Raw genomic sequence first — 25684 nt, forward strand, 5'->3', positions numbered from 1 at the left:
GCTGGTGCCGATGGCGCAAGACCTCCTGGAGCGCTGCTCCAGGAGGCTGCCTGAGCCAGGAATCCCCTCCCCCTTCAGGGAGGGGAGGATTCAAGTTAGGGCGCTTCCTCCGGCGTCCGGCGGCGGCTCCGCCGTACGTATGCGGTGCCTGGCCGGTCGTGTCAGGCCCTTCGCCACGCACGCCGGTATCGCCGCCCCCTGCTCGTGCGACCGCGCCCGGTACGCGCTCGGGGTCTCGCCCACCAGCTCGGTGAAACGGGCGCTGAACGAACCCAGTGACGTACAGCCCACCGCTATGCACACCTCCGTCACCGTCAGGTCGCCGCGCCGCAGCAGCGCCTTCGCGCGCTCGATCCGGCGGGTCATGAGATGGCTGTACGGCGTCTCCCCGAACGCGGCCCGGAAGCTGCGCTGGAAGTGGCCGGGCGACATCAGTGCGGTGCGCGCGAGGGCTGCGATGTCCAGCGGCTCCGCATACTCACGGTCCATACGGTCGCGGGCCTGCCGCAGCCGCACCAAGTCGTCTCGGTTCATGCCGGCCAGCATGGCACGACGCACTGACAGCGGTGCCTCGCGGGAGCCGGGTTCTGACGGTGGTCCTGCCCGTGAGCTGGGGGTCTGACGGCGGTTCCGCTCTTGAGCGGTCAACCGGCGGCGGGCTGCCTGCGAGCCGGGGTGCCGATGGCGGCTCCTGCTTGTGGGCCGACGGCTGTCACCAGTTCCGTCTGTGGGTCGGGGTACTGGCGGCGGCCCTTCCGCGAGCCGCCCCACCGGCAGCGACCTCTCCCGCGAGCCGCACACCGGTGATGCCCCTTCTAGGGGCCTGGAGTACGGGCCATGGCCTCTCCCGCGAGCCGCGCCACCGATACGTGCGACGGCCACCACGTCCGGGCCTCATGGACACTGGAGTGGCCGGTGAGTGTGGCGTGGCGGTTCATCCCGGCCCTCACCGGTTCGTTCGTTCAGGGATGCGCGACGTGCAGGGGAATCTCCGGCCCTCGGCGTAGGCGCGCCGATGCCGTTGCCGTGTCCGGGCCTGCCGGTGGCGCGCGTGGCCCTGGAGCGCGAGGTCAGCGGGTGGAGTACGACCGAGCTGGCGGAGCGGGTGACCAGCGTCGGCGTCAAGCTGAACCGGACGGCCGGGGCGAGCGTCAGCAGGTTCAGCTGGTCCTCGGCCACGCGTCCGCCGTCATCACGCTGCGGATCTACGCCTACCGTGGCCGGGCGAAGAAGACCGCACCCGGACCGTCATGGACGCCGTGCTCGGCGGCCTGCGGACCGGGTGCGGACAGGTAGGCGATGCGACCCGCGAAAATGCAGGTCAGGCGGCCTAGGCAGAGATCAAGCCTTCTTCGTCTCCCAGAAAACCTTGTCGATCTGAGCGATGTAGTCGAGCGCCTTCTGGCCCGTCGCCGGGTCGGTGGAACCCTTGGCGGTCGAGAGGGCCTTGAGGGCGTCGTTGACCAACTGGTGCAGCTCCGGGTACTTCTCGAAGTGCGGGGGCTTGAAGTAGTCGCTCCAGAGGACCGACACGTGGTGCTTGGCGAGCTCGGCGCGCTGCTCCTTGATGGTCGTGGCCCGAGCCTGGAAGTGCGGGTCGTCGTTGCCGGCCATCTTCTCCTGGATGGCCTTCACCGACTCCGCCTCGATGCGGGCCTGGGCCGGGTCGTACACACCACAGGGCAGGTCGCAGTGTGCGCTGGCCTTGACCTTGGGGGCAAACAGGCGGGAGAGCATGGATGCTGTCCTTCCTCGTGATCGTCTTCTCAGGGGGGACACTACTCCGTGGTGGACGGGATTTCGCGAGTGCCCCCATGGGCTTAGGGCAAAAGTCCCGGGCGAGACTGGGACTGATGGAGGATGGAACCGGGACGGAACCGGGAGGTTGTCTGATGTCTGAGACGGCGGCCGAGGGGCGGGAGGCACGAGTGCCGTTCCAACTGATCGAGGTGGACGGGCCGTCGATGGTGCCCACGCTTTCCCCGGGGGACTGGATGCTGGTGCAGCACGGCGCCCGGGTGCGGCCGGGGGACGTCGTGATCCTGCGCCATCCCTTCCAGCAGGACCTGCTGGTCGTGAAGCGTGTGGCGGAGCGCCGCGAGGACGGCTGGTGGGTGCGCGGGGACAACCCGTACTCGCCGGGCGGGGACAGCACGGTCTACGGGGCCGTGCCCGACGAGCTCGTCCTGGCGAAGGTACGGGCGCGCTTCCGGCCGCTGCGCCGCGACGAGGGCGACGGTCAGCGGTCCGTCGGCGCGCTGCTCTCATGGGCCTTCTCGGCGCTGCGGCCGGTGCTGTCCGACCGGTCCGCCTCCAGGCGCTTGCGTGCCCGGTAGGCCGCCACATTGGCTCGGGTCGCGCAGCGGTCGGAGCAGTAGCGGCGGGAGCGGTTGGTGGATGTGTCGAGGTAGGCGTTGCGGCACGGCGCGGCCTCGCACAGGCCCAGGCGGTCCACGCCGTACTCGGTGAGGTGGAAGGCCAGGCCCATCGCCGCGATGGCCGCGTAGCCCGCGGTCGCGTTCGAGGGGTGGTCCGCCAGGTGCATGTGCCACAGGGGGCGTCCGTTGTCGTCCCGGAAGTCGTGGCCGGAGATCTGCGGGCTCACCGGGAACTCCAGGAGCAGGGAGTTCAGCAGGTCCACCGCGAGGGTCTCGTCGCCGCCGTCCGCCGCCTCGAAGACGGCCCGCAGCCGGGCCCGTACGGACCGGAAACGGGTCACGTCCGCGTCCGTGGCGCGCCGGGCCGCCGACTGGATCACCCCGAAGAGATCGCGGACGGCCTCCACCGAGGTGAGTGAGTCCTTGCCCCGGAGCGGCTCCTCGCTGTTGACGAGCCGTACGGCGTAATCCGAGTAATAGGCCAGTTCCACTTGTAGTCCTTACCAGGGCGCTCTATTGTCGTGCATGCGCAGACGTAACAGCTGATGGTGCTTTCAGGGTATTACGGGGTACGGCGGAGAAGGGGCTCCCATGACGACCGAAACCGGAACCGCGGCGGGAACCGACTGGCAGGCCTGGCAGGAGAGCTGGGACCGGCAGCAGGAGTGGTACATGCCGGACCGCGAGGAGCGGTTCAGGGTCATGCTGGACATGGTCGAGGCCTTCGCCGGCCCCGCGCCCCGCGTTCTCGACCTCGCCTGCGGCACGGGCACCATCACGGCCAGGCTGCTCGCCCGGTTCCCCGAGGCCACCAGCACCGGCGTCGACCTCGACCCGGCCCTGCTCACCATCGCCGAGGGCACCTTCGCGGGCGACGACCGGGCCACCTTCGTCACGGCCGACCTCAAGGACCCGGGGTGGCCGGATCTGCTGCCGTACGACTCCTACGACGCCGTCCTGACGGCCACAGCCCTTCATTGGCTGCACAGTGAACCCCTTGCCGCCCTCTACGGTCAGGTCGCGGAACTCGTTCGCGACGGCGGTGTCTTCATGAACGCGGACCACATGATCGACGAGACCACGCCCCGGATCAACGCGGTGGAGCGCGCCCACCGGCACACCCGTATGGATCAGGCCAAGACGAACGGCGCCGTCGACTGGGCCGAGTGGTGGCAGCTCGCCGCCCAGGACCCCGTCCTCGCCGAACCCACCGCCCGCCGCTTCGAGATCTACGGAGAGCACGCCGACGGCGACACGCCCTCCGCCGACTGGCACGCGCGCGTGCTCCGCGACCAGGGCTTCGCCGAGGCCCGCCCGGTGTGGCGCTCGCCTTCGGACGTGCTGGTGCTCGCCGTCAAGTAGGTCGAGTAGTCGAGTAGGGGGATGTAGCCGAGTAGGGGATGCGGAAGGGGCGGCGGTACGGGGATGCCGTACCGCCGCCCCTTCCTCGTACGTACCCTCAGAGCACCTTCGACAGGAACGACTGCGTCCGCTCGTGCCGCGGGTTCGTCAGTACGTCACGGGGGCTGCCGGACTCGACGACCACGCCGCCGTCCATGAAGACGAGGCTGTCGCCGACCTCGCGGGCGAAGCCCATCTCGTGGGTGACGACGACCATCGTCATGCCGGACTCGGCGAGGTCGCGCATGACGTCGAGGACGTCACCGACCAGCTCCGGGTCCAGGGCCGAGGTCGGCTCGTCGAAGAGCATCAGCTTCGGCTCCATCGCGAGCGCCCGGGCGATCGCCACGCGCTGCTGCTGGCCGCCGGAGAGCTGGGACGGGTAGCTCGCCGCCTTGTCGGCGAGGCCGACCCGCTCCAGGAGCTGCATCGCGCGGTCCCTGGCCCCGGCCTTGCTCAGGCCCCTGACCTGGACCGGCGCCTCCATGATGTTCTCCGCCGCCGTCATGTGCGGGAACAGGTTGAAGCGCTGGAAGACCATGCCGATGTCCCGGCGCTTGACCGCGACCTCGCTGTCCTTCAGCTCGTACAGCTTGTCGCCCTTCTGGCGGTAGCCGACCAGCTCCCCGTCGACGTACAGGCGCCCCGCGTTGACCTTCTCCAGGTGGTTGATGCACCGGAGAAACGTCGACTTGCCGGAGCCGGAGGGGCCGATGAGGCAGAAGACCTCGCCGGACTTCACCTCCAGGTCGATGCCCTTGAGGACCTCGACGTTGCCGTAGGACTTGTGGACGCCCTCGGCCTTCACCATGGCGGTCACGCGGTGCCTCCCGCCGGACGGTTGGACAGGGACAGCAGGTTCGCCCTGATCTTCTGCAGCGGGGTCGGCGGCAGCTGGCGGCTGGAGCCACGCGCGTAGTACCGCTCGACGTAGTACTGGCCCACGCTCAGGATCGACGTCATGACCAGGTACCAGGCGGCGGCCAGGAAGAGCATCTCGACCGGGGCGCCGGAGGTCTGGCCGATGTCCTGGGCGTACCGCAGGAGTTCGTAGTACTGGACCGCGGCGACCAGGGACGTGGTCTTCAACATGTTGATGACCTCGTTGCCCGTGGGCGGCACGATCACGCGCATCGCCTGCGGGATGACGATCCGGCGCAGCGTCTTGGAGTGGCTCATGCCGAGCGCGTGCGCGGCCTCGGTCTGGCCCTCGTCGACGGCCAGCAGGCCGGCACGGCAGATCTCCGCCATGTACGCGGCCTCGTTGAGGCCGAGGCCGAGCAGTGCCGTGAGGAACGGCGTCATGAAGTCGGCCCACTCGTCCCTGTAGACAGGCCCGAGGTTGACGTACTCGAAGACGAAGCCCAGGTTGAACCAGACGATCAGCTGGACCAGGACCGGGGTGCCGCGGAAGAACCAGATGTAGAACCAGGCGATCGACGAGGTGACCGGGTTCTTCGACAGCCGCATGACGGCCAGGACGACGCCGCCGACGATGCCGATGACCATCGAGAGGAACGTCAGCCACAGGGTCTCGCGGACACCGGTGAGGATGCGGTCGTCGAAGGCGTAGTCGGGGATCGCGCCCCAGTTGATGTCACCGCCGGCGAAGGCCCAGACGAGCAGGCCGAGGATGCCGAGGGCGACCACCGCGGCGACGTAACGGCCGTAGTGCCGGACCGGGATGGCCTTGATGGCCTCCGGTCCGGCCGGCGGGGTGTCCGCCGGCCCGTCCGTCTTGTCGATGTCTACAGTCACGGATGTTGCCTTTCAGTGACGCGTCGTGAGAAGTACGCGATCACTTGCCGCCGTTGATGGTGACCTCCGTGACCGCGCCGTCCTCGGCGCCCCACTTCTTGATGATCTCCTCGTACTCGCCGTTGGCGATGATCGCTTCCATCGCGGCCTGGATGGCGTCCCGCAGCTCGGTGTCGGACTTGGCGACGGCGATGCCGTACGGCGCGGCCTCGACCTGCTCACCGACGAGCTCGAAGTCCTCGCCGCCGCCCGAGGTCGCCACCGCGTACGCGGCGACCGGGAAGTCGGAGGAGCCGGCGTCCGCGCCGCCGGAGCGCAGCCGGGTCTGGGCCTGCTGGTCGTTGTCGAAGGCCTCGATGGACAGCTTCTTGTCGTCGGGGCACTTCTCCGCCTCGGCCTTGGCCAGGTCGTGCGAGACCGAGCCGCGCTGGACGGCCAGCTTCTTGCCGCACAGGTCGGACCAGGTCTCGATGCCCTGGGTGTCGCCCTTCTTGGTGTAGATCGAGACACCCGCGGTGAAGTAGTCGACGAAGTCGACGCCCTCGCCGACCTTCTTGCCGGTGTCGGGGTCGATGCCTTCCTGGCGGTTCTTGGTGTCCGTCATGGCGGACATGGCGATGTCGTACCGGTTGGAGCGCAGACCGCCGAGCAGGGTGTCGAAGGTGCCGTTCTCGAACTCGAACTTCACCCCGAGCTGCTTGCCCATGGCGTCGGCCAGGTCGGGGTCGATGCCGACCGTCTTGCCGGAGTCGTCCTTGAACTCGACCGGCGCGTACGCGATGTCCGAGCCGACCTTGATGACGCCTGCCTCGCGGATGTCCTCGGGCAGCTGGTCGGCCAGCGGGGCCGCGTTCGCCGTCGGCGTGCTGTCGCCCTCGCTGCCGTTGTCCTTGGTCTGGTCACCGCAGCCGGTGAGCAGCAGGGCGCCTGCGACCGCGATCGCACCGACCGCGGCTGTTCGGGAGCGCATGGCGGTAGTACGACGGATGTTGCCTGCGGTCATGGTGGGTTCCTCCGGCGGGGTGGTGGAGTTGCCGATTGGTCGACGACAGCACACACCTTTGGGTGTCGCGACCTCGTGTGATTACGGCATCTTGCCATTCAGACCTGGGCATCCAGGCGACTCCCTATGTCAAAATCGGATAACGGGTCACCCCCGAACCGCCGCAGGCCGGTACATCAAGACCGGATCTTGTGCGGGAAAAACTTCCTCCGGCCGGAAGATCTTCGGCGCATCTCAGGATGCGAGCGGCCACCCTGCCGTACTTCTGTCGGTTTGAGTGGTTATCCAGGGATTGTCAAAGTCTTGTCCGTATATTCGGTGACAAGTCACGTCACCGGCATGTGACCTTCGTGTTATGGACTCGTCCCCGGTGCCGTCCGTCCGGTAAGAAGGTTCTTTGCACCCCTCATCCGGGGCTCAGGGCGCGTGTGCGGCGCGCCCGTCGCGTCTGTGCCCGTACCCAACGGTGAACAGGGCCATACGCGGTGCCCGCCCACCCCGAACCGGGAGTGGACACCCTCAAACCATGAAGACTTAAGGGGTAAAACAAAGTGGCAGCGGAGATCGTGAATCCTCGCACCGACAGCAGCGACACCAGTACCGACGAGGACGGCGGGGCGGAGCCCCTCGATTCCTTCGACCCGGCGTTCGCTCTGCACCGCGGCGGCAAGATGGCCGTGCAGGCCACCGTGCCCGTCCGTGACAAGGACGACCTGTCCCTCGCCTACACGCCCGGCGTCGCGAAAGTGTGCTCCGCGATCGCCGAGCAGCCCGACCTGGTGAACGACTACACATGGAAGTCGTCGGTCGTGGCCGTGGTGACGGACGGTACGGCCGTGCTGGGGCTCGGTGACATCGGCCCCGAGGCGTCCCTCCCCGTGATGGAGGGCAAGGCGATCCTGTTCAAGCAGTTCGGGGGCGTGGACGCCGTTCCGATCGCGCTGGCCTGCACGGACGCCGACGAGATCGTCGAGACCGTGGTCCGGCTCGCCCCGTCGTTCGGCGGCGTGAACCTGGAGGACATCTCGGCGCCCCGGTGCTTCGAGATCGAGCGCCGGCTCCAGGAGCGCCTCGACATTCCCGTCTTCCACGACGACCAGCACGGTACGGCGGTCGTGACGCTGGCGGCGCTCCGCAACGCGGCGCGGCTGACGGGGCGTGGGCTGGGCGACCTGCGTGCGGTGATCTCGGGTGCGGGTGCGGCCGGGGTGGCCATCTCCAAGATGCTGCTGGAGGCCGGCATCGGGGATGTCTCGGTGGCCGACCGCAAGGGTGTCGTGTCGCAGGACCGGGACGACCTGACGCCGGTCAAACGGGAGCTGGCCGGGATCACGAACAAGGCCGGGCTGTCGGGTTCGCTGGAGGCGGCTCTGGCGGGCGCGGACGTCTTCATCGGCGTCTCCGGCGGTACGGTGCCGGAGACGGCGGTCGCCTCCATGGCCGAGGGTGCCTTCGTGTTCGCCATGGCCAACCCGAATCCTGAGGTGCACCCCGATGTGGCCCACAAGTACGCGGCCGTCGTCGCGACCGGGCGGTCCGACTACCCCAACCAGATCAACAACGTGCTCGCCTTTCCCGGGATCTTCGCGGGGGCGCTCCAGGTGCGGGCCTCCCGGATCACCGAGGGGATGAAGATCGCGGCCGCCGACGCGCTGGCCTCGGTCGTCGGAGACGATCTCGCTCCGGATTACGTCATCCCCTCTCCGTTCGACGAGCGTGTCGCTCCGGCGGTCACCGCGGCGGTGGCCGCGGCCGCTCGGGCTGAGGGTGTGGCTCGGCGCTGACATCCGTTTCGCGGTTGGGTTCGGTGGCCCCGTCCGTGGGTTGGGCGGGGCCATTTGCTGTGGGTGGGGTGCTGTAGGCGGGGTGCTTTGGGTGGGGCTCGGGGATTTTTACCTGAGGGTGCGGCTGTGTGGGTGCGGGGGCGAGACCCTCCGGCGTACACCGGCAGGGCGCGTGTCACAGTGGGCCAAGGTTCCATCGCCCTCGGTGGAGCCCTAGGGTCGGGGCCATGTTCGCTGCCTATGCCACTCACATTGACCGTGATCAACCGCTCCGCGGACTTGAGTTGGGCGAGCGCCCGGCCCCCGAACCAAGGCCCGGCTGGACGACCGTGAAGGTGAAGGCGGCCTCGCTCAACCACCACGACCTGTGGTCCCTCCGCGGCGTCGGCCTGACCGAGGACAAGCTCCCCATGATCCTGGGCTGCGACGCCGCCGGAATCGACGAGAACGGCAACGAGGTCGTCCTCCACTCGGTGATCGGCCAGACGGGACACGGCGTCGGCCCCGACGAACCCCGGTCCATCCTCACCGAGCGCTACCAGGGCACGTTCGCCGAACTCGTCTCCGTACCCACGTGGAACGTCCTCCCCAAGCCCAAGGAACTCTCCTTCGAGGAGGCCGCCTGCCTCCCCACCGCCTGGCTCACGGCGTACCGCATGCTCTTCACCAACGCGGGCGTCCGCCCGGGCGACTCCGTCCTCGTCCAGGGCGCAGGCGGTGGCGTCGCCACGGCCGCCATCGTGCTGGGCAGGGCCGCCGGCCTCCGTGTCTTCGCCACCAGCCGCGACGAGGCCAAGCGCAAGCGGGCCGTGGAACTCGGCGCGGTCGAGGCCCTGGAGTCGGGGGCGCGGCTGCCGCAACGCGTCGACGCGGTCATCGAGACGGTCGGGGCGGCCACCTGGTCCCACTCGGTCAAGTCCCTGAAGCCCGGCGGCACCCTGGTCATCTCGGGCGCCACCAGCGGCGACCGGCCCTCCCACGCCGAACTGACGCGCGTCTTCTTCCTGGAGCTGAAGATCGTCGGCTCGACCATGGGAACGAAGGACGAGTTGGAGGACCTCCTCTCCTTCTGCGCCGCGACCGGCGTACGTCCCGTCATCGACGAAGTTCTCCCGCTGGACCGGGTGCGCGAGGGCTTCGAGCGCATGGAGTCGGGTGATCAGTTCGGGAAGATCGTCCTGACGACGCCTTGAGGTGACTCGCTGAGGTGACTCGCTGAGGCGACTTCCTGAGATGACTCCGGCTTTCTTGGGGAGGACCTGCACCTTCTAACGGCGGGCTCGGTCCATTCGAGCCCGCCGTTCGCATGCCTGAGCACAAGCGGCTGTCAATCAGGGTTGACAATTTGAGGCGTGTCAACCTAGGTTGACTTCATGACCGAAGCAACGGATCTCGCCGAACGCGCCGGTGACCGCGACCCGCGCGTCGGACTGCGGGCGGTCTCCGCGCTGCGGAGGCTGCTGGAGCAACTGGAAGCGGTACAGGTGCGCAACGCGCGCAATCAGGGCTGGTCGTGGCAGGAGATCGCCGCGGAGCTCGGAGTGAGCAGGCAGGCCGTGCACAAGAAGTACGGGAGGCAGTGATGTTCGAACGGTTCACGAAAGACGCCCGCGCCGTGGTCCTCGGCGCGGTCGAGTACGCCGAACTGTCCCGCTCGGCGACCATCGACGAGGAGCATCTGTTGCTCGCGCTCCTCGACCGGGAGGCCAGCCGCGCCGCGTTCGCTCTGGCCGCGCTGGGGCTGGCCGACCGACGCGACTCCGTGGAACGGGCCCTCGCCGACGCCCGCCGTCGGGGCGGCCTCTCCCGCGCGGACGCGGACGCCCTCTCCGGTCTCGGCATCGACCTCACAGAGATCGTCTCGCGAGTCGAAGAGGCCCATGGGGTGGGCGCGTTGGAGCCGGCGAAGGGGAGGGGAAGGAGGGGGACGGGGAAGGTCAGCCGGCTCCGCTCGGGTCATCGGCCCTTCACCCGCGGTGCCAAGGACCTCATCACTCAGGCCCTCCGCGTCGCCGTATCCCACCACGACCGCCACATCGGCGACGAGCACTTCCTCCTCGCCCTCACGGTCCGCCCCGGCCCCCCGGCCGAGGCCCTCGCCGACCACGGGGTGACGTACGAGACGGTGGAACGGGTCCTGTGGGGCGGGCGGTGAGGGCGGAGACACGGGCGCGGGCGCGGGAACGGGCGAAGCCTGGGGTGATGGCCCGGGGTGATGGGTGGATGCGCGCAATGGCGGGCTCGGCAGGGGCACTTCGTCGGCACCCCGTCCCGGCACGCGGCACGGCTCCGCCCAGTAACGCTCGTCGCCTGACGTGCCCCTGAGCGGCGGCGTCCTTGGCGGCGCCTGGCAGTCATGCCTTGGCTGTGCCTTGGGGAGCGTCGCCGGGGCGGCCTCCGGGCGGCTGACCCCGGCCAGAGCCGTCCTGGCCTGGCAGGCCGAGCCCTGTGTCGGGCGATCCACCGGGCTCAGGTCTGTGCCCACCGGTCTGCCGGGGGGCACAGCCCTGAGCCGGGGCGGTCTGCCGGGACCGGCTCTGTGCCAACCGACTCGCCGGGCTCGGGCCTGAGCCAGTCGCTTGACTCAACCGCCTGAGCCGGCCGGGCCCGCCAAGCCTCCCGGCTCAAGCTGGGGCAGCCGCTCCCTCCCGCAGCCGCCGTATGCATAGGCATCCGTAGGGGCAAAGGCATCCCGTCACGGCTTCGGTGTACTCAGGGCTGCCCCGATGTGTGCCGCCGCTGTGGACAAGTGGCGCCGGGCGTCCCGGAGTTGGTCCTCTGTCACTCCGTGGTCGCGGGCGGCGTCGCGGATGTCGTCGCGGAAGCGGTCCAGGAGGCGGTCGAGGTCGCGGGCGGGGTCGCCCGTGGAGGCCTCGTGGGCCCAGGCGGGCTCGTACTCGGCGGGGAAGTCCTCAGGGGTGGCCGTGTACTCGGGTTCCGCCCCCTCCGCCTTGCCGGACCCGGACCCGGGCCTGGAGCCGGCGGCGGTGCTCGTGCTGTTCCCCGCCCCCGTGCGTGAGTGCCCGAAGCCGAAGTCCTTGCCGAAGTCCTTCCCGAAATCGCCGAACTCCTTGGCCAGTTCGGACAGGCCTTCGCGCACCCCTGTGGGCCAGTCGCCGCGCGCGAAGTGGTCCTGGACCTGCTCCTGGACCCGCTTGGCGATGCGCTGGAACTCCTCCTGGGCCTGAGTACGCGCCTGCTCCTGCGCTTCCTTGGCCTGGCGGCGCGCCCGCTGGGCCTCCTCGCGGGCCCGGCGGCTCTCGTCCTTGGCGCGGCGGGCCTGCTCCTTCCACTCGTGCTTGACGCGGCGCATCTCCTCCTTGGCGACGCGCCAGGCCTCCTTGTCGGCGTGCTCGCCGAAGTCCCCGAGGGGGCCGTGCTCCCCGGCCGCGGTGCCGGTGCCCTTGCGGGCCTCGGTGGCAGCCGCCCGCATCTCGCGGCGCAGATCGCCCGCCGCCCCGCGTACGTCGGCACGGATCTCCGCGGCGAGCTCGGCCACCGACTCACGGATCTCCAGCTCAAGGTCGGCCAACTCGCCGCTCCGGTCGGCCAGTTCGGCGCGGCCCGCGTCCGTGATCGCGTACACCTTGCGGCCGCCCTCGGTGGTGTGGGTGACCAGGCCCTCGGCCTCCAGCTTGGCCAGCCGCGGGTAGACGGTGCCCGCCGACGGTGCGTACAGGCCCTGGAAGCGCTCCTCCAGCAGGCGGATGACCTCGTACCCGTGGCGCGGGGCTTCGTCCAGCAGCTTGAGCAGGTAGAGGCGCAGGCGTCCATGGGCGAAGACGGGGGGCATGTCAGAGCACCTTCTTGTGGGTCGGGCCGTCGAGCGTGTTCTCACCGGGCACTGCGTCAGTCGGCTCCTGGGCATCGAGCTCCGGGCCACTCGGGCCGGCGGGAGCGTCCGGGGTGGTGGCGGGGACCTCGTCCCATGGCTCGTCCTCCGCTGGTGGCCTGCGGAGCAGCGCGATCGAGCCCGAGACGGTCGTGGCCTTCAGCCGTCCGTTGCCCTCGCCCAGGCGGCCGGTGATCCGGTGGGCGCCCCAAGGGCCGCTGACCCGGAGATCGTCGAAGGCGTTGGAGACCGTGCCGCTCGTGGTGTTCGCCTCGACCTCGGCGTCCGTCGGGTGGGGGAGCCGGATGGCGATCTCACCGGAGACGCTGTTGAGGCCGACGTCCGTGGCGCCGCCCGTGGGGTCTATGTCGAGGATGATCGAGCCGCTCACCGAGTCGGCCCGTACGGTGGGGCAGCACCCGTCGACGACGGTCAGGTCGCCGGAGACTGAGCTCATCCGCAGGTCACCGGTGACGGCCTGCGCCTCCACGTTCCCCGACACGGTCGTCGTGCGCACCGAGCCTGTCAGGCCGACCAGGGTGGTGTCGCCGGTGATGCCCTTCACGTCCGTACGCCCGTCCACCCCGGACACGACCGCGGTGGCGCCGACCACGCCCAGCTCCACGCGCGTGTGTGCCGGAACGGCCAGCGAGACCAGCGCATTGCGGCGCCAGCCCTTCCGGTCGAGCCACTTCAGGAAGCCCTTCCAGGGGAGATCGTCGTACGCCACGGTCAGCGTGCCGTCCTTCTGCGTCACCGTGAGCGGTGGGCCCTCGATGTCGGAGACCTCCAGCCGGGCGGAACCCTCGTCGGTGCCCACGACGTTCACTGTTCCGTTGACGACGCGCACATGGAGTGCCGTCACGGGGGCGTCGAATGTGAGCTTGCTCGGCTCGGTGACGGACCACTCGGACATGGTTGCTGACCTCCTCGGCAGGGACCTCGCAGGACCCGACGCGCCATATCGCGTCTTCCGTTATTCACGATATATCGCGGTCACGGAAAGTCAAGACACTCGTTCTGGTGATCTCGCGCGGGATGAATGCGAACAAATCGCCCTGCCCTGAGGCTCTGCCGACGGAAATCCCCGCATGCTTGGCCTCCTCGCCGTCCTCACACGCGCGGGAGTGGTCCTCCCCACAGGCCTCCCCCCTCGGAGACCCCGCCGACCGCCTCCGCGAGGCCGCCGACGCCCGCCCCGGTGCCCGCCCCGACGCCCGGCCCATCGAGTGGCCGGGCCTGCGGAGGCGGTCCGTGCCGAAAACTGACCGCCGTGGAAACCACCCGCCTCGGCCCCTGGCTCCCCTGGACCGGTACCCCCACGTCCCGCACCCCTCGCCGCTGCCCAAATGGCAGCAGGCATTCCCCTCGCGGCCTGGGGACTACGGCGCCGCAGCGCCGGCTGGATCATGGCGGGAGCCCTGCTGCTCGCGCACGGTGCGCTGGGCCTGGTGTACGACCTCGCACACCCCCGCGACTGATCTCCGCCCCGACGAGCTACTCGTCGTCCTCGTCGTCCAGCCGCGCCAGCCACGTCGCCAGCCGCTCCACCGGCACCTCGAAGTCGGGATTGAGGTCGACGAACGTCCGCAGCTGCTCGGCGAGCCACTCGAAGGTGACCTCCTCCTCGCCGCGCCGCTTCGCCAGCTCCTCGATGCCACGGTCGGTGAAGTACAACGTGCTCTCCGTCGAATGTCGAATGGGGACAGACAAGGTGTGCGGTCTGCCGGAACGCAGTACTCCCAGGATAGGTGCGGGCCGCACCCGCGCGGCCGGTCCCGCCGTCCCGCGGCACCGCAGCCCCCGCAGTGTGAGCCACTGCTTCAGCGGCAAGACCGTGGCACCGGACCACTTCGTCGCCACGCCGAGGGGCCCTCTCCCGAGTCACAAGAACTCGGGAGAGGGCCCCAAGGCCGTAGCGGGCGGCCGTAGTGGCCGTACGGCTTACGCCTCGAACACCTCGCGTACCAGCTGCTCCTGCTCAGCCTGGTGTCGCTTCGCGGACCCCACGGCGGGAGACGAGCCGTGCGGGCGGGAGATGCGCCGCAGGCGTTCGCCGTGCGGGACGTCCGCGCCGACGGCCAGGTCCAGGTGGTCGATCAGGTTGAGGGCGATAAAGGGCCATGCGCCCTGGTTCGCCGGCTCCTCCTGGGCCCACAGGTACTTCTCGGCGTTCGGGTACTTGGCGATCTCGGCCTGGACCTCGGCGCCCGGGAGGGGGTAGAGGCGCTCCAGGCGGATGATCGCCGTGTCCGTGATGCCGCGCTTCCGGCGCTCGGCGTCGAGGTCGTAGTAGACCTTGCCGGCGCAGAAGACGACCTTGCGGACGGCGGCCGGGTCGACCGAGGCGTCGCCGATGACCGGGCGGAACTGGCCCGTCGTGAACTCCTCCGCCTTCGAGGCCGCCGCCTTGAGGCGGAGCATCGACTTCGGGGTGAAGACCACCAGCGGCTTGTGGTGCGGGTTGTGCACCTGCCACCGGAGGAGGTGGAAGTAGTTCGAGGGGAGGGTCGGCATGGCGACCGTCATGTTGTTCTGCGCGCAGAGCTGGAGGAAGCGCTCCGGGCGGGCGGACGAGTGGTCCGGGCCCTGGCCCTCGTAGCCGTGGGGGAGGAGCAGGGTGACGCCGGACGTCTGGCCCCACTTCTGCTCCGCCGACGAGATGAACTCGTCCACGACCGTCTGGGCGCCGTTGACGAAGTCGCCGAACTGGGCCTCCCACATGACCAGCGCGTTGGGACGCGCCAGGGAGTAGCCGTACTCGAAGCCCATCGCCGCGTACTCGGAGAGAAGGGAGTCGTAGACGTTGTAGCGGGCCTGGTCGTCCGAGAGGTAGAGGAGCGGGGTGTAGTCCCCGCCCGTCTCGCGGTCGATCAGGACCGCGTGGCGCTGGCCGAACGTGCCACGGCGGGAGTCCTGGCCGGAGAGGCGCACCGGGGTGCCCTCCAGGAGCAGGGAGCCGATCGCGAGCGTCTCGCCCATGCCCCAGTCGATCGTGCCGTCCTCGACCATCGCCGCCCGGCGCTGCAGCTGGGGCAGCAGACGCGGGTGGACGGTGATGTGGTCGGGGATGTTGACCTGGGACTCGGCGATGCGCTTGACGACCTCGGCGGAGACAGCGGTGCCGGACTCGACCGGGAAACCGTCCTGCGGGTCGTGCGCCTCGGCGGCGGCCGGGTGCGAGGTGGCCTCGCGGACCTCCGTGAAGACCTTCTCCAGCTGGCCCTGGTAGTCCTGCAGGGCCTGCTCGGCCTCTTCCAGGGTGATGTCGCCGCGACCGATCAGCGACTCGGTGTACAGCTTGCGCACCGAGCGCTTCTTGTCGATCAGGTCGTACATCAGCGGCTGTGTGAACGCCGGGTTGTCCGACTCGTTGTGACCGCGGCGGCGGTAGCAGATGAGGTCGATGACGACATCCTTGTTGAACGCCTGGCGGAATTCGAACGCCAGCCGCGCCACTCGGACGACCGCCTCGGGGTCGTCGCCGTTCACGTGGAAGATCGGGGCCTCGATCATCCTCGCCACGTCCGTCGCGTACATCGACGAGCGCGAGGACTCCGGCGCCGCTGTGAAGCCGACCTGGTTGTTGATGACGATGTGGACCGTGCCGCCGGTGCGGTAGCCGCGCAGCTGCGACATGTTCAGGGTCTCGGCCACCACGCCCTGGCCCGCGAAGGCCGCGTCGCCGTGCAGGGCCACCGGCAGGACCGTGAAGTCCGTACCGCCCTTGTTGATGATGTCCTGCTTGGCGCGGGCGACGCCCTCCACGATCGGGTCCACCGCTTCGAGGTGCGACGGGTTCGCGACCAGGCTGACCTTGATCTGCTCGCCGTCGAGGCCCGTGAAGGTGCCCTCGGCGCCCAGGTGGTACTTCACGTCGCCGGAGCCGTGCATCGACTTCGGGTCGAGGTTGCCCTCGAACTCGCGGAAGATCTGGGCGTACGACTTGCCGACGATGTTGGCGAGGACGTTCAGGCGGCCGCGGTGGGCCATGCCGATGACGACCTCGTCGAGACGGGACTCCGCCGCGCTGTCGATGACCGCGTCCAGCAGCGGGATGACCGACTCGCCGCCTTCGAGCGAGAAGCGCTTCTGGCCGACGTACTTCGTCTGCAGGAAGGTCTCGAAGGCCTCCGCCGCGTTCAGCCGGCGCAGGATGCGCAGCTGCTCCTCGCGCTCCGGCTTGGCGTTGTGGCCGCGCTCCACGCGGTCCTGGATCCACTTGCGCTGCTTCGGGTCCTGGATGTGCATGAACTCGATGCCGGTGGTACGGCAGTACGAGTCGCGCAGGACGCCGAGGATGCTGCGCAGCTTCATCATCGACTTGCCGGCGAAGCCGCCGACCGCGAACTCGCGCTCCAGGTCCCAGAGCGTGAGGCCGTGCTCGGTGATGTCCAGGTCGGGGTGCTTGCGCTGGCGGTACTCCAACGGGTCGGTGTCGGCCATGACGTGGCCGCGGACCCGGTAGGAGTGGATCAGCTCGAAGACGCGCGCGGCCTTGGTGACGTCGTCGTCGTGCGACGCGTCGATGTCCTTGAGCCAGCGGACCGGCTCGTAGGGGATGCGCAGGGCCTTGAAGATCTCGTCGTAGAAGTCGCCCTCGCCGAGGAGGAGGTTCGCGACCTGGCGCAGGAACTCGCCCGACGCGGCACCCTGGATGACCCGGTGGTCGTACGTCGACGTCAGGGTCATGACCTTGGAGATGCCCAGCTTGTTGAGCGTGTCCTGGGACGTGCCCTGGAACTCCGCCGGGTAGTCCATGGAGCCGACGCCCAGGATGACCGACTGGCCGGGCATCAGGCGGGGCACGGAGTGGACGGTGCCGAGGCCGCCGGGGTTGGTCAGGGAGACCGTGACGCCGGTGAAGTCGTCCATCGTCAGCTTGTTGTCGCGGGCGCGGCGGACGATGTCCTCGTAGGCCTGCCAGAACTCGAAGAAGTTCAGGGTCTCGGCCTTCTTGATGGCCGCGACGACCAGCTGGCGGTCACCGTTCGGCTTCACCAGGTCGATGGCGAGGCCGAGGTTGACGTGCTCGGGCTTGACCAGGGTCGGCTTGCCGTCCTTCTCCGCGAAGGAGTGGTTCATCGACGGCATGGCCTTGATGGCCTGCACCATCGCGTAGCCGATGAGGTGGGTGAAGGAGATCTTCCCGCCCCGGGCGCGCTTCAGGTGGTTGTTGATGACGATGCGGTTGTCGAAGAGCAGCTTCACCGGGACCGCGCGCACGGACGTGGCCGTGGGCAGCTCCAGGGAGGCGTTCATGTTCTTCGCGACGGCGGCGGAGGGGCCGCGCAGGGTGACCAGCTCCGGGCCCTCGGGGGCCGCGGTGGTGGGCTCGGCCTTCTTCGCCGGCGCTGCCGGTGCCGGTGCCGCTGCCGCCGGCTTGGCGGGAGCCGCGGGAGCCGCCGCGGCGGGCTTCGGGGCGGCCGGGGCCGGAGCCGGGGTGGCGGGGGCGGGCTTCGGAGCGGCGGGGGCGGCGGGAGCCTGGGCCGCGGGTGCGCTCTTGGCCGGGGCCGCCGGAGCGGGGGCGGCCGGGGCCGCCGGGGTGGTGCCCGCGGCCCCCGCGGCCGCGGTACCCGCCGGAGCCGGGGAGGCGGCCGCCCCCGGCTTGTAGTCGGCGAAGAAGTCCCACCAGGCTCGGTCTACCGAATTCGGGTCCTGGAGGTACTGCTGATAGATCTCGTCGACGAGCCACTCATTGGGACCGAACGCCTCAGCGGGGTTCTTGCCCGCTTGATCGGTGTCGGTCGAGATGCTCGAGTTACTGGGGGACTGTGGCGACACGGCGGCAACCGCCCTCTTCCGCTTCACAAGGTGATGGACAGCGGGAATTAAGGCTACGCCTCCGTGGCCGAGAAGGTCAGTCCGGGCCTGCCCATCGTCGTGTAAGTCACATCGAAAACTGTGTTTCGGGGCTGGAAATGGCGGGAAACAAGCGGGGTTCCGGCCCGGAACGCATGCCTTGGGAGGGGCCTGACGCGCGATGCGCGTGGCCCGCGGGGGACGAGACCCTGATCACACGTGTCCGTCAGCCCGGATGTACGTCGATCTTGTGTTCCGCTTCGAACTTTACGTCAACTTGGCACAGATGTAAGCCCTGGATGGGGGAGCGGGATCCGGCAACCTCGGTGGGATTCGGCCACGGGGGGTTGCCGCCGGGTGAGATCGCCCCCGCCGCCCCTACCCGTCCCATCCCCAGGGGCCCCGCCTCTTCGACCCCGCCGAAGGGGCTGCGCCCCCTGGACCCCCGGGGGTGGGTGGGCAGGTTGCGGGTGGGTGGGGGTTGCTGCGGGGTCGGCCTGAACGGCCTCGTCCTCAAGCGCCGGACGGGCTGGTGGGGGCCGGGGTGGGTTGGGTGTGCGGCTGGGTGGGTGGTGGATCGGCCTTGCGGCCTCGTCCTCAAGCGCCGGACGGGCTGAGGGATGCCGGCTGGGCGAAGAACGCCCCGTATCGACTGCGCGTCAGGCCTGGACCGGGCGGTGGGCCGGGTGGGGCGGAGCCCCGGGCAGGGTCACCTGGATGCGGCACCCCCGGTCGGACTCCGCGACGCGGATGCCGCCGCCGTGGAGGTCGACGGCCCAGCGGGCGATGGCGAGACCGAGGCCGGTACCGCCGTCGCTGCCGGGGCCGTGGGGCGAGCTGACGGCACCGCGGTTGAAGCGTTCGAAGACGCGATGACGCTCCGGCTCGGGGATGCCCGGCCCCTCGTCCAGGATCTCCAGGTTCAGGGACTCCGGGGTGAGACCACGGCGGGCCTTCACGGTGACCCGGCCATGCGGCGGGCTGTGCTTGACCGCGTTGTCGATCAGATTCGCCACGACCTGATGAATGCGCTCCGGATCCGCGTGGGCCGTCAGCTCGGGCGGGGAGACATCCAGGTGGAGATGGACGTCCGTACGCGAGTGAGTACCGGAGTCCGAGGCGATGCCCCCGCGCGCGGAGGCGACCATGTTGGCCTCCTTCAGCACACCCGAGAGATACGGCCACACCTCGAAGCGGCGCTGCCGCAGGGGCACCACGCCGTTGTCCAGGCGGGAGAGGTCGAGGAGCGTCTCCACGAGGCGCCCCAGCCGCTCCGTCTGCTGCAGCGCCGTACGCATCGTCTCGGGGTCGGCGGCCGAGATGCCGTCCACGATGTTCTCCAGAACCGCACGCAGTCCCGCGATGGGGGTCCGCAGCTCGTGCGAGACGTTAGCGACGAGCTCCTTGCGCTGGCGGTCCTGGGCCTCCAGCTCATCGGCCATGAGGTTGATCGTGTGGGCCAGATCGCCCAACTCGTCGCGCCGGTTGTCGTTCACCCGGCGGGAGTAGTCACCGTGGGAGATGGAACGGGCGACGGTGTTCATCTCGTCCAGCGGGGCGGTGAGCGAGTGGGCCACGAACTGAGTGATCAGCAGCGTGGCGATCATCGAGAACACCGTGATGAAACGCAGCTCGGTCTCGGTGCGCGCCGCGACTATGAGCAGGCCGGTGGTGATGAACACCGAGACGACGACGAGCGTGCCGAGCTTCGTCTTGATCGAGAAGGGGCGCACACTGCCCCAGGGGCCCGTGCCGCCTCTGCGCGGCTCCCCCGACCCGCCGCCCATGCGATCACCCCCCCAGGACAGCCCTGTCCGTACCCAGTTGCCCACGTACCAACTCGCCCACCGCGTCCAACTCGCTCAGGGCGTAGGTGTCTCCAGCGCGTACCCCACACCGTGGACCGTGCGGATCCGCTCCGCCCCGATCTTCCGGCGCAGCGCCTTGATGTGACTGTCGACGGTCCGTGTGCCGGACGCGTCCGCCCAGTCCCACACCTCGGCGAGCAGTTGCTCGCGCGAGAGTACGGCACGCGGCGTGTTCGCGAGGCACACGAGGAGGTCGAACTCCGTGGGAGTCAGGTGGACATCCTCGCTGCGGACCCGCACCCGGCGCTGGGCGTGGTCGATCTCCAGCTCGCCGAGGCGCAAGATGCCGGACCGAGGGGTCGTTGCGGCCAGCGCGGCGCGCTCCACGCGGCGCAGCAGGACGTGCACGCGGGCCGCCAGCTCCCGCATGGAGAACGGCTTCGTCATGTAGTCGTCGGCGCCGACGCCGAGCCCGACCAGCATGTCCGTCTCGTCGTCGCGCGCGGTGAGCATCAGCACCGGCACCGGGCGCTGCGCCTGCACGCGCCTGCACACCTCCAGGCCGTCGAAGCCCGGCAGCATGATGTCGAGGATCAGTAGATCGGGCTGCCAGGCCTCGGCGGTGTCGACGGCCGCCGGACCGTCACCCGCGGTCTGTACGAGGAAACCCTCGGCACGCAGGCGGGCCGCGATGGCGTCGACGATCGTCTGGTCGTCCTCGACCACCAGCACCCGGCGCTGCGCGCCCTGGGTCGCCGCCGTGCCGCTGTGGGTGGTGTGTGTCTGCTCCATCGCCCGCCCCTGTGTTGCTTTCCGGAATCCGTGGGGTGATCCCTTGACTGCGCATGACTGCGATTGACGCTTGAATGATCGGCGTCAGGGAAGCAGAGTACGGGCAGTCACCATGCCTCGGCTATCCAGGTCGGACCGCTAGGTGCACGACGTCCGGAACGCCTCGGGCAACCGGGATCTCTTCGGTACGCACCCGTTGGAACCCGGCATTCCTCAAGGTTTCTTCGAATTCCGCGGACGGCTGTGCGGACCACACCGCCAGCACTCCTCCAGGCCTCAACACCCTTGCGCAGCTTGCCAGTCCGGCCATCGAGTACAGGCTGTCATTGTCCTCTGTGACCGTCCAGCCGGGCCCGTTGTCGATGTCGAGGCACAGCGCGTCGAACGTGGCGGAAATCTCATTGACGAAACTGACCAGATCGGTTTCCAGAATCTCGGTCCGTGGATCCGCGAGGGCCTGCGCGGACACTTCCGACAACGGTCCGTCGAGATGCCAGTCGATGACCGCGCGCTCCCGCTCGACGACCGTGATCCGCCCCCACCTCGGGTCCGCGGCGGCGTGTGCGAGCGAGAACCCGACCCCCAGCCCGCCGATGAGCACGCTCGGTTGCGGACGCCCGTCCAGCGCCTCCCGCGCGGCGTCGACCAGCAGCCGTTCCGAGCGTCCGTCCGATGTGTCCATCAGGAAGCACCCGTTGGCGATGATCTGCAACAGCTTCCCGTGGCGCCGCAGTACGACCTCGCCGTACGGGCCCTCGCGACGGTCGATGACTACCGGGAAGTCTGAGATGTCGTACGAGGTGGTCATGGGCCCATCCTGGCAGTTCCGCCCGGGCCGGGCACCGTGCATTTCCGTGCGGGAGCACGGAGTCGCGACCGCGGATGCGACTGTGCTCGACGCTGCCCGGCCTGCCGTTTCCCCAGGAGCGGTCGCCAATGTCATCACGTTCAGCGCGTGGGGCGGATGCGTTGCGTGTGGTTGCGTGGGTGGCAGCTCTCCTGTGGGGCAGGGAAGCGCGGTGGTGGCGCGGGCGGCGCCCGTGCGCCTCTCAGGGGTGCGTGGGGCGTGCGTACGCCTTGATGTGCCGTCAAGCTTGTACTCGACCGCCACGGGCTCACCGAACTCACCGAGTACTGCCGTCCCGCTGACATCTGAGCTGCTCTCCAACTCCTGTCGCTACGCGCCGGGCCCGGCCTCCGTGCGGCTGAGATGGGCGGACAAGCGGCTCAGGGGGAGAGCGTCTGGGACACGGGTTCAGCGCTTCCACACCTCACGGGGTGTCCAGGGGCGGACGCGAATGGCGGTCGAGCGCGCCCCACTGGCTGTGTGACGGCTCGGCTGCGGCGACCTGGGTAGCGCCGACCACGGAACGCAGCCGTTGCATCGAGCGGACGGCCGACGCGACGGCCGAGATCCGAACCCTCGACGAGCGGCTCGCCGGCTACTCGTGACGCAGGGTGGGAGACCGCGAAACGGTCGTCGTCCCCGTGAACTTCGCGCTCGTCAGCGGTGCCGCCACCGTCCATCCCAGGGACTCGTACAACGCCCGCCCCTGCGGCGTCCCCGCCAGCACGCCGGTGTCCGCGCCTTCTTCGACCGCGGCGCGGGCGAGCGTGCGCATCACGAGGGTGCCGAGGCCGCGGCGGCGGTGGGCGGGAGACGTCTCCACTTGGTCGACGACGGCTGTCCCGCGGGTCGGGGCTATCTGGCCGCGTGCCGCCCAGGAGCCGTCCGGCGCGGCGACGACGACTCGGGTCACGCCACCCCGTGTCCAGGTGCGGAGCCGGTAGCCGGAGGGGACGGGCGCGGGGCCCGGGGTGGTCGTCAGGGGCACCGACATCAGGTACCCCGGTTCCGGATCGACCCACCAGCCCTCGCCGAGCCAGGGCCCGACCGTCTCCGGTGCCGCGAAGACCTTGAGCCACACGCCGGTCCCGGTCACGCTGACGGCCACCTTCCGGACCGCTGTCTCGTCGACCGCCTCGTTCGTGGCGGTGAACACATGGCGCGTCACGTGGTCGGCGGTACCCACGTCGATCGTGTATCCCCAGGGCTCGGCCACAGGCGGCGCGGCGCCCCGCGACACGAGCCAGCCGTCGATCCAAGCCCGCACGATGTGCTGCATCTCAGCCCCCAGGTAATAGATGATCTAGGTTTAAGCCTATTACGTGAAGTCGGTGTCGCGTGAAGAATTGCGTCGACCGGCGCCCGCCCCCCGAATCGGCCTCGGCGTCCATGGCCACCCCTGCAGACGATCCATGGCGTGCCGGTTCTGATGTGCGCCCCCGAGGGTGAGGTGATCGATGGCGAACGCGAGCCCGGTCACTCATCTCCGTGCCGTCCATCTCCGTGCCGTCCGGACAGCCGTGACATCCGGACGGCCGTTCACCCCTGCGGCCGCTCACTCCTGTCCCTGCACGTCAGTCCCCTGATCGCTCACAGCGAACGTCCCCCGGGGAACATTTGAAGGCTCACGTGCATTGAGTCGTCATAGCTCAACTTTACTGCCTAGGGAGAGATCATGGCTGCTGAGTCCACGGCGTTCACACCGCTCACCCTGCCCGTACTGCCGCTCGACGACGAAGTGGTGCTGCCCGGGATGGTGGTGCCGCTGGATCTCAATGACGCGGATGTACGGGCTGCCGTGGAGGCCGCGCAGGCGGCGGCGCGTGCGGAGCCGGGCAAGCCGAAGGTGCTGCTGGTGCCGCGGATCGACGGGACGTACGCCAAGACGGGTGTGCTCGGGACCGTCGAGCAGGTCGGGCGGCTCGCCGACGGTGACCCGGGGGCGCTGATCCGCGGGCGCGGGCGCGTGCGGATCGGGGCCGGGACGACCGGGCCGGGGGCCGCGCTGTGGGTCGAGGGGACCAGGGCCGACGAGAGCGTCCCCGAGCCGCTGCCCGGGCATGTCGCCGAGTCCGTCAAGGAGTACAAGGCGCTCGCCACCAGCTGGCTGCGCAAGCGCGGGGCCTGGCAGGTGGTCGACCGGGTGCAGGCCATCGACGACGTGTCCGCCCTTGCCGACAACTCCGGGTACTCGCCGTTCCTGACCACCGAGCAGAAGGTCGAGCTCCTGGAGATCGCCGACCCCGTCGCCCGGCTCAGGCTCGCCACCCAGCAGCTGCGTGACCACCTCGCCGAGCAGGACGTCGCCGAGACCATCGCCAAGGACGTCCAGGAGGGCGTCGACAAGCAGCAGAGGGAGTTTCTGCTGCGGCGGCAGCTCGAAGCCGTACGCAAGGAGCTGCGCGAGCTCAACGGTGAGCAGGACGGTGAGGAGTCCGACGACTACCGGGCTCGGGTCGAAGCCGCCGATCTCCCCGAGAAGGTGCGGGAGGCCGCGCTGAAGGAGGTCGACAAGCTGGAGCGGGCGAGTGACCAGTCGCCCGAAGGGTCCTGGATCCGCACCTGGCTCGACACCGTGCTCGAACTGCCCTGGAACGAGCACACGGAGGACGCGTACGACATCCAGGGCGCCAAGGCCGTCCTCGACGCCGAGCACTCCGGGCTCGACGACGTGAAGGAGCGCATCACCGAGTACCTTGCCGTGCGCAAGCGGCGCGCGGACCGCGGGCTTGGGGTCGTCGGCGGGCGGCGCGGAGGCGCCGTGCTCGCGCTCGTCGGGCCGCCCGGCGTCGGCAAGACCAGCCTCGGGGAGTCCGTGGCGCACGCCATGGGGCGCAAGTTCGTACGGGTCGCCCTCGGCGGTGTGCGGGACGAGGCCGAGATCCGGGGCCACCGGCGTACGTATGTCGGTGCCCTGCCCGGCCGTATCGTGCGGGCCATCAAGGAAGCCGGATCCATGAACCCCGTCGTGCTGCTCGATGAAATCGACAAGGTCGGCTCCGATTTCCGGGGTGACCCTGCCGCCGCTCTCCTCGAAGTCCTCGACCCCGCCCAGAACCACACCTTCCGGGACCACTACCTGGAGGTCGAACTCGACCTGAGCGATGTCGTGTTCCTCGCCACCGCGAACGTCCTCGAAGCCATCCCCGAGGCCCTGCTCGACCGTATGGAGCTCGTCCGGCTGGACGGCTACACGGAGGACGAGAAGGTCGTCATCGCCCGCGACCACCTGCTGCCGCGGCAGTTGGAGCGGGCCGGGCTCGGCAAGGACGAAGTCGCCCTTGACGAGAGCGCGTTGCGCAGGCTCGCCGGTGAGTACACGCGCGAGGCGGGCGTGCGGAACCTGGAGCGCTCCATCGCCCGGCTGCTCCGCAAGGTCGCGGCGCAGCACGAACTCGGCGAGCGCAAGCTGCCGTTCACGGTCACCGAGGGCGAGCTGCGCGGGCTGATCGGACGGCCGCACCACGTGCCCGAGTCCGCGCAGGACCCGGCCGAGCGCCGGACCGCCGTCCCCGGTGTCGCGACCGGGCTCGCGGTCACGGGGGCCGGCGGTGACGTGCTGTTCGTGGAGGCGTCGCTCGCCGACCCGGAGACGGGTGCCGCGGGGCTGACCCTCACCGGCCAGCTCGGTGACGTGATGAAGGAGTCCGCGCAGATCGCGCTGAGCTTCTTGCGCAGCCACGGTGCCGAACTGGAGCTTCCCGTGGGCGACTTGAAGGACCGGGGCACGCACATCCACTTCCCGGCGGGCGCCGTGCCCAAGGACGGGCCGAGCGCGGGCATCACGATGACGACGGCGCTGGCCTCGCTGCTGTCCGGGCGGCTGGTCCGTACGGACGTGGCGATGACCGGCGAGGTCTCGCTCACCGGGCGGGTGCTGCCCATCGGCGGCGTCAAGCAGAAGCTGCTCGCCGCGCACCGGGCCGGGGTCACGACCGTGATCATCCCGAAGCGCAACGAGCCCGACCTGGACGACGTCCCGGCCGAGGTGCTTCAGAAGCTCGACGTCCACGCCGTCACCGACGTCCGCCAGGTGCTGGAGCTGGCGCTCACCCCGGCGGCGGACGGCGCGAGGACGGAGGTTCCGGTGGCGGCGTGACGGACGCCACCGGGGAGAGGGAGGCCCGGGTCCCGTGAGGGAGGCCCGGGCCTCCCGGCATGTCCGCGGGTCCCGCCGTACGGTCCGGACGCTGTTGGCGAAGTCCGGCCTGTGGCGTGGGCGGACCGACGAGTGGACCATGTGTGGCGGTGCCCGACTCGGAAGCGTGAACACTTCGGC

The 25684-nt window shown here is 69.7% G+C and carries 23 protein-coding genes and 1 pseudogene; 10 read left to right on the plus strand and 14 right to left on the minus strand.

The features are described from left to right. Window positions 1–90: 90 nt before the first annotated feature. A complete protein-coding gene (locus tag ACWD3C_RS43650; protein WP_451153518.1) occupies window positions 91–534 on the minus strand; it encodes a helix-turn-helix transcriptional regulator in 444 nt (147 codons plus the stop codon). A gap of 618 nt (window positions 535–1152) precedes the next feature. On the opposite strand from ACWD3C_RS43650, the pseudogene ACWD3C_RS43655 reads away from it, so the two are divergent. Then, window positions 1153–1334, plus strand: a pseudogene (locus ACWD3C_RS43655) (tyrosine-type recombinase/integrase); the annotation flags it as partial. 7 nt (window positions 1335–1341) lie between these two features. On the opposite strand, the gene sodN reads toward ACWD3C_RS43655, so the two are convergent. After that, window positions 1342–1737 (minus strand): superoxide dismutase, Ni, encoded by a 396-nt coding sequence (gene sodN / locus ACWD3C_RS43660; RefSeq protein ID WP_451153520.1) that lies wholly within the window; start codon window positions 1735–1737, stop codon window positions 1342–1344. A 155-nt stretch (window positions 1738–1892) separates the two neighbouring features. Here sodN and sodX point away from each other — a divergent pair, with 155 nt between their 5' ends. Beyond that, window positions 1893–2336: a nickel-type superoxide dismutase maturation protease gene (sodX, locus tag ACWD3C_RS43665; RefSeq protein WP_451153522.1), complete on the plus strand. Its 444-nt coding sequence runs from the start codon at window positions 1893–1895 to the stop codon at window positions 2334–2336. Here sodX and ACWD3C_RS43670 read toward each other — a convergent pair. Then, a complete protein-coding gene (locus tag ACWD3C_RS43670) occupies window positions 2240–2869 on the minus strand; it encodes a CGNR zinc finger domain-containing protein (RefSeq protein ID WP_451153524.1) in 630 nt (209 codons plus the stop codon). The genes sodX and ACWD3C_RS43670 overlap by 97 nt on opposite strands. 100 nt (window positions 2870–2969) lie before the next feature. Between ACWD3C_RS43670 and ACWD3C_RS43675 the strand changes: the two genes are divergently transcribed. Continuing rightward, window positions 2970–3740, plus strand: a complete 771-nt coding sequence (locus tag ACWD3C_RS43675) for a class I SAM-dependent methyltransferase (RefSeq protein ID WP_451153526.1) — start codon at window positions 2970–2972, stop codon at window positions 3738–3740. Between the two features lie 97 nt (window positions 3741–3837). On the opposite strand, the gene ACWD3C_RS43680 is transcribed toward ACWD3C_RS43675, so the two are convergent. Genes ACWD3C_RS43680 through ACWD3C_RS43690 form a run of 3 tightly spaced genes read right to left on the minus strand, consistent with a single transcriptional unit; the run spans window position 3838 to window position 6540 of the window. Continuing rightward, entirely contained in the window at window positions 3838–4599 is a 762-nt protein-coding gene (locus ACWD3C_RS43680; RefSeq protein WP_451153528.1) for an amino acid ABC transporter ATP-binding protein, read from the minus strand. Next, window positions 4596–5537 (minus strand): amino acid ABC transporter permease, encoded by a 942-nt coding sequence (locus tag ACWD3C_RS43685; RefSeq protein WP_451153530.1) that lies wholly within the window; start codon window positions 5535–5537, stop codon window positions 4596–4598. The genes ACWD3C_RS43680 and ACWD3C_RS43685 overlap by 4 nt, the downstream gene beginning before the upstream one ends. A 40-nt stretch (window positions 5538–5577) precedes the next feature. Continuing rightward, the gene (locus ACWD3C_RS43690) at window positions 5578–6540 is read right to left on the minus strand and encodes an ABC transporter substrate-binding protein (protein ID WP_451153532.1); all 963 of its coding nucleotides are present in this window, start codon (window positions 6538–6540) and stop codon (window positions 5578–5580) included. Window positions 6541–7091: 551 nt separating this feature from the next. Between ACWD3C_RS43690 and ACWD3C_RS43695 the strand changes: the two genes are divergently transcribed. From ACWD3C_RS43695 to ACWD3C_RS43710, 4 genes are all read left to right on the plus strand, one after another. Next, window positions 7092–8324 carry an NAD(P)-dependent malic enzyme gene (locus ACWD3C_RS43695; RefSeq protein WP_451153534.1) on the plus strand — a complete coding sequence of 411 codons (1233 nt, stop codon included), beginning with the start codon at window positions 7092–7094 and terminating at the stop codon, window positions 8322–8324. Between the two features lie 227 nt (window positions 8325–8551). Next, on the plus strand, window positions 8552–9517 hold the full coding sequence (locus ACWD3C_RS43700; protein WP_451153536.1) for a zinc-binding dehydrogenase: 966 nt from the start codon (window positions 8552–8554) through the stop codon (window positions 9515–9517). 180 nt (window positions 9518–9697) lie between these two features. Continuing rightward, complete coding sequence (locus ACWD3C_RS43705; protein WP_451153538.1) at window positions 9698–9907, plus strand: helix-turn-helix domain-containing protein; 210 nt, start codon at window positions 9698–9700, stop codon at window positions 9905–9907. Continuing rightward, entirely contained in the window at window positions 9907–10479 is a 573-nt protein-coding gene (locus tag ACWD3C_RS43710) for a Clp protease N-terminal domain-containing protein (protein WP_451153540.1), read from the plus strand. The genes ACWD3C_RS43705 and ACWD3C_RS43710 overlap by 1 nt, the downstream gene beginning before the upstream one ends. Window positions 10480–11019: 540 nt before the next feature. Here ACWD3C_RS43710 and ACWD3C_RS43715 read toward each other — a convergent pair. Beyond that, complete coding sequence (locus ACWD3C_RS43715; protein WP_451153542.1) at window positions 11020–12117, minus strand: helix-turn-helix transcriptional regulator; 1098 nt, start codon at window positions 12115–12117, stop codon at window positions 11020–11022. A gap of 1 nt (window position 12118) precedes the next feature. Further along, window positions 12119–13072, minus strand: coding sequence for a DUF4097 family beta strand repeat-containing protein (locus tag ACWD3C_RS43720; protein ID WP_451153544.1), 954 nt, complete (start codon window positions 13070–13072; stop codon window positions 12119–12121). A gap of 433 nt (window positions 13073–13505) precedes the next feature. Between ACWD3C_RS43720 and ACWD3C_RS43725 the strand changes: the two genes are divergently transcribed. After that, on the plus strand, window positions 13506–13637 hold the full coding sequence (locus ACWD3C_RS43725; RefSeq protein ID WP_451153546.1) for a hypothetical protein: 132 nt from the start codon (window positions 13506–13508) through the stop codon (window positions 13635–13637). A 16-nt stretch (window positions 13638–13653) separates the two neighbouring features. On the opposite strand, the gene ACWD3C_RS43730 is transcribed toward ACWD3C_RS43725, so the two are convergent. The 5 genes from ACWD3C_RS43730 to ACWD3C_RS43750 form a co-directional block, all read right to left on the minus strand. Beyond that, window positions 13654–13833 (minus strand): DUF6104 family protein, encoded by a 180-nt coding sequence (locus tag ACWD3C_RS43730; protein WP_147993681.1) that lies wholly within the window; start codon window positions 13831–13833, stop codon window positions 13654–13656. 267 nt (window positions 13834–14100) lie between these two features. Continuing rightward, a complete protein-coding gene (locus ACWD3C_RS43735) occupies window positions 14101–17940 on the minus strand; it encodes a multifunctional oxoglutarate decarboxylase/oxoglutarate dehydrogenase thiamine pyrophosphate-binding subunit/dihydrolipoyllysine-residue succinyltransferase subunit (RefSeq protein ID WP_451153548.1) in 3840 nt (1279 codons plus the stop codon). Window positions 17941–18617: 677 nt separating this feature from the next. After that, on the minus strand, window positions 18618–19745 hold the full coding sequence (locus ACWD3C_RS43740; protein ID WP_451153550.1) for a HAMP domain-containing sensor histidine kinase: 1128 nt from the start codon (window positions 19743–19745) through the stop codon (window positions 18618–18620). Window positions 19746–19820: 75 nt separating this feature from the next. Continuing rightward, complete coding sequence (locus tag ACWD3C_RS43745) at window positions 19821–20558, minus strand: response regulator transcription factor (RefSeq protein WP_451153552.1); 738 nt, start codon at window positions 20556–20558, stop codon at window positions 19821–19823. A 121-nt stretch (window positions 20559–20679) separates the two neighbouring features. Continuing rightward, on the minus strand, window positions 20680–21366 hold the full coding sequence (locus tag ACWD3C_RS43750; RefSeq protein ID WP_451153554.1) for a spermine/spermidine synthase domain-containing protein: 687 nt from the start codon (window positions 21364–21366) through the stop codon (window positions 20680–20682). Between the two features lie 470 nt (window positions 21367–21836). On the opposite strand from ACWD3C_RS43750, the gene ACWD3C_RS43755 reads away from it, so the two are divergent. Beyond that, window positions 21837–22010: a hypothetical protein gene (locus ACWD3C_RS43755; RefSeq protein WP_451153556.1), complete on the plus strand. Its 174-nt coding sequence runs from the start codon at window positions 21837–21839 to the stop codon at window positions 22008–22010. On the opposite strand, the gene ACWD3C_RS43760 is transcribed toward ACWD3C_RS43755, so the two are convergent. Further along, window positions 22001–22684, minus strand: a complete 684-nt coding sequence (locus ACWD3C_RS43760; RefSeq protein ID WP_451153558.1) for a GNAT family N-acetyltransferase — start codon at window positions 22682–22684, stop codon at window positions 22001–22003. The two genes, ACWD3C_RS43755 and ACWD3C_RS43760, sit on opposite strands and share 10 nt — an antisense overlap. 396 nt (window positions 22685–23080) lie before the next feature. Here ACWD3C_RS43760 and lon point away from each other — a divergent pair, with 396 nt between their 5' ends. After that, window positions 23081–25504, plus strand: coding sequence for an endopeptidase La (gene lon, locus ACWD3C_RS43765; protein ID WP_451153560.1), 2424 nt, complete (start codon window positions 23081–23083; stop codon window positions 25502–25504). Window positions 25505–25684 lie beyond the last annotated feature (180 nt).

Source organism: Streptomyces sp. NPDC002845 (assembly GCF_053591955.1).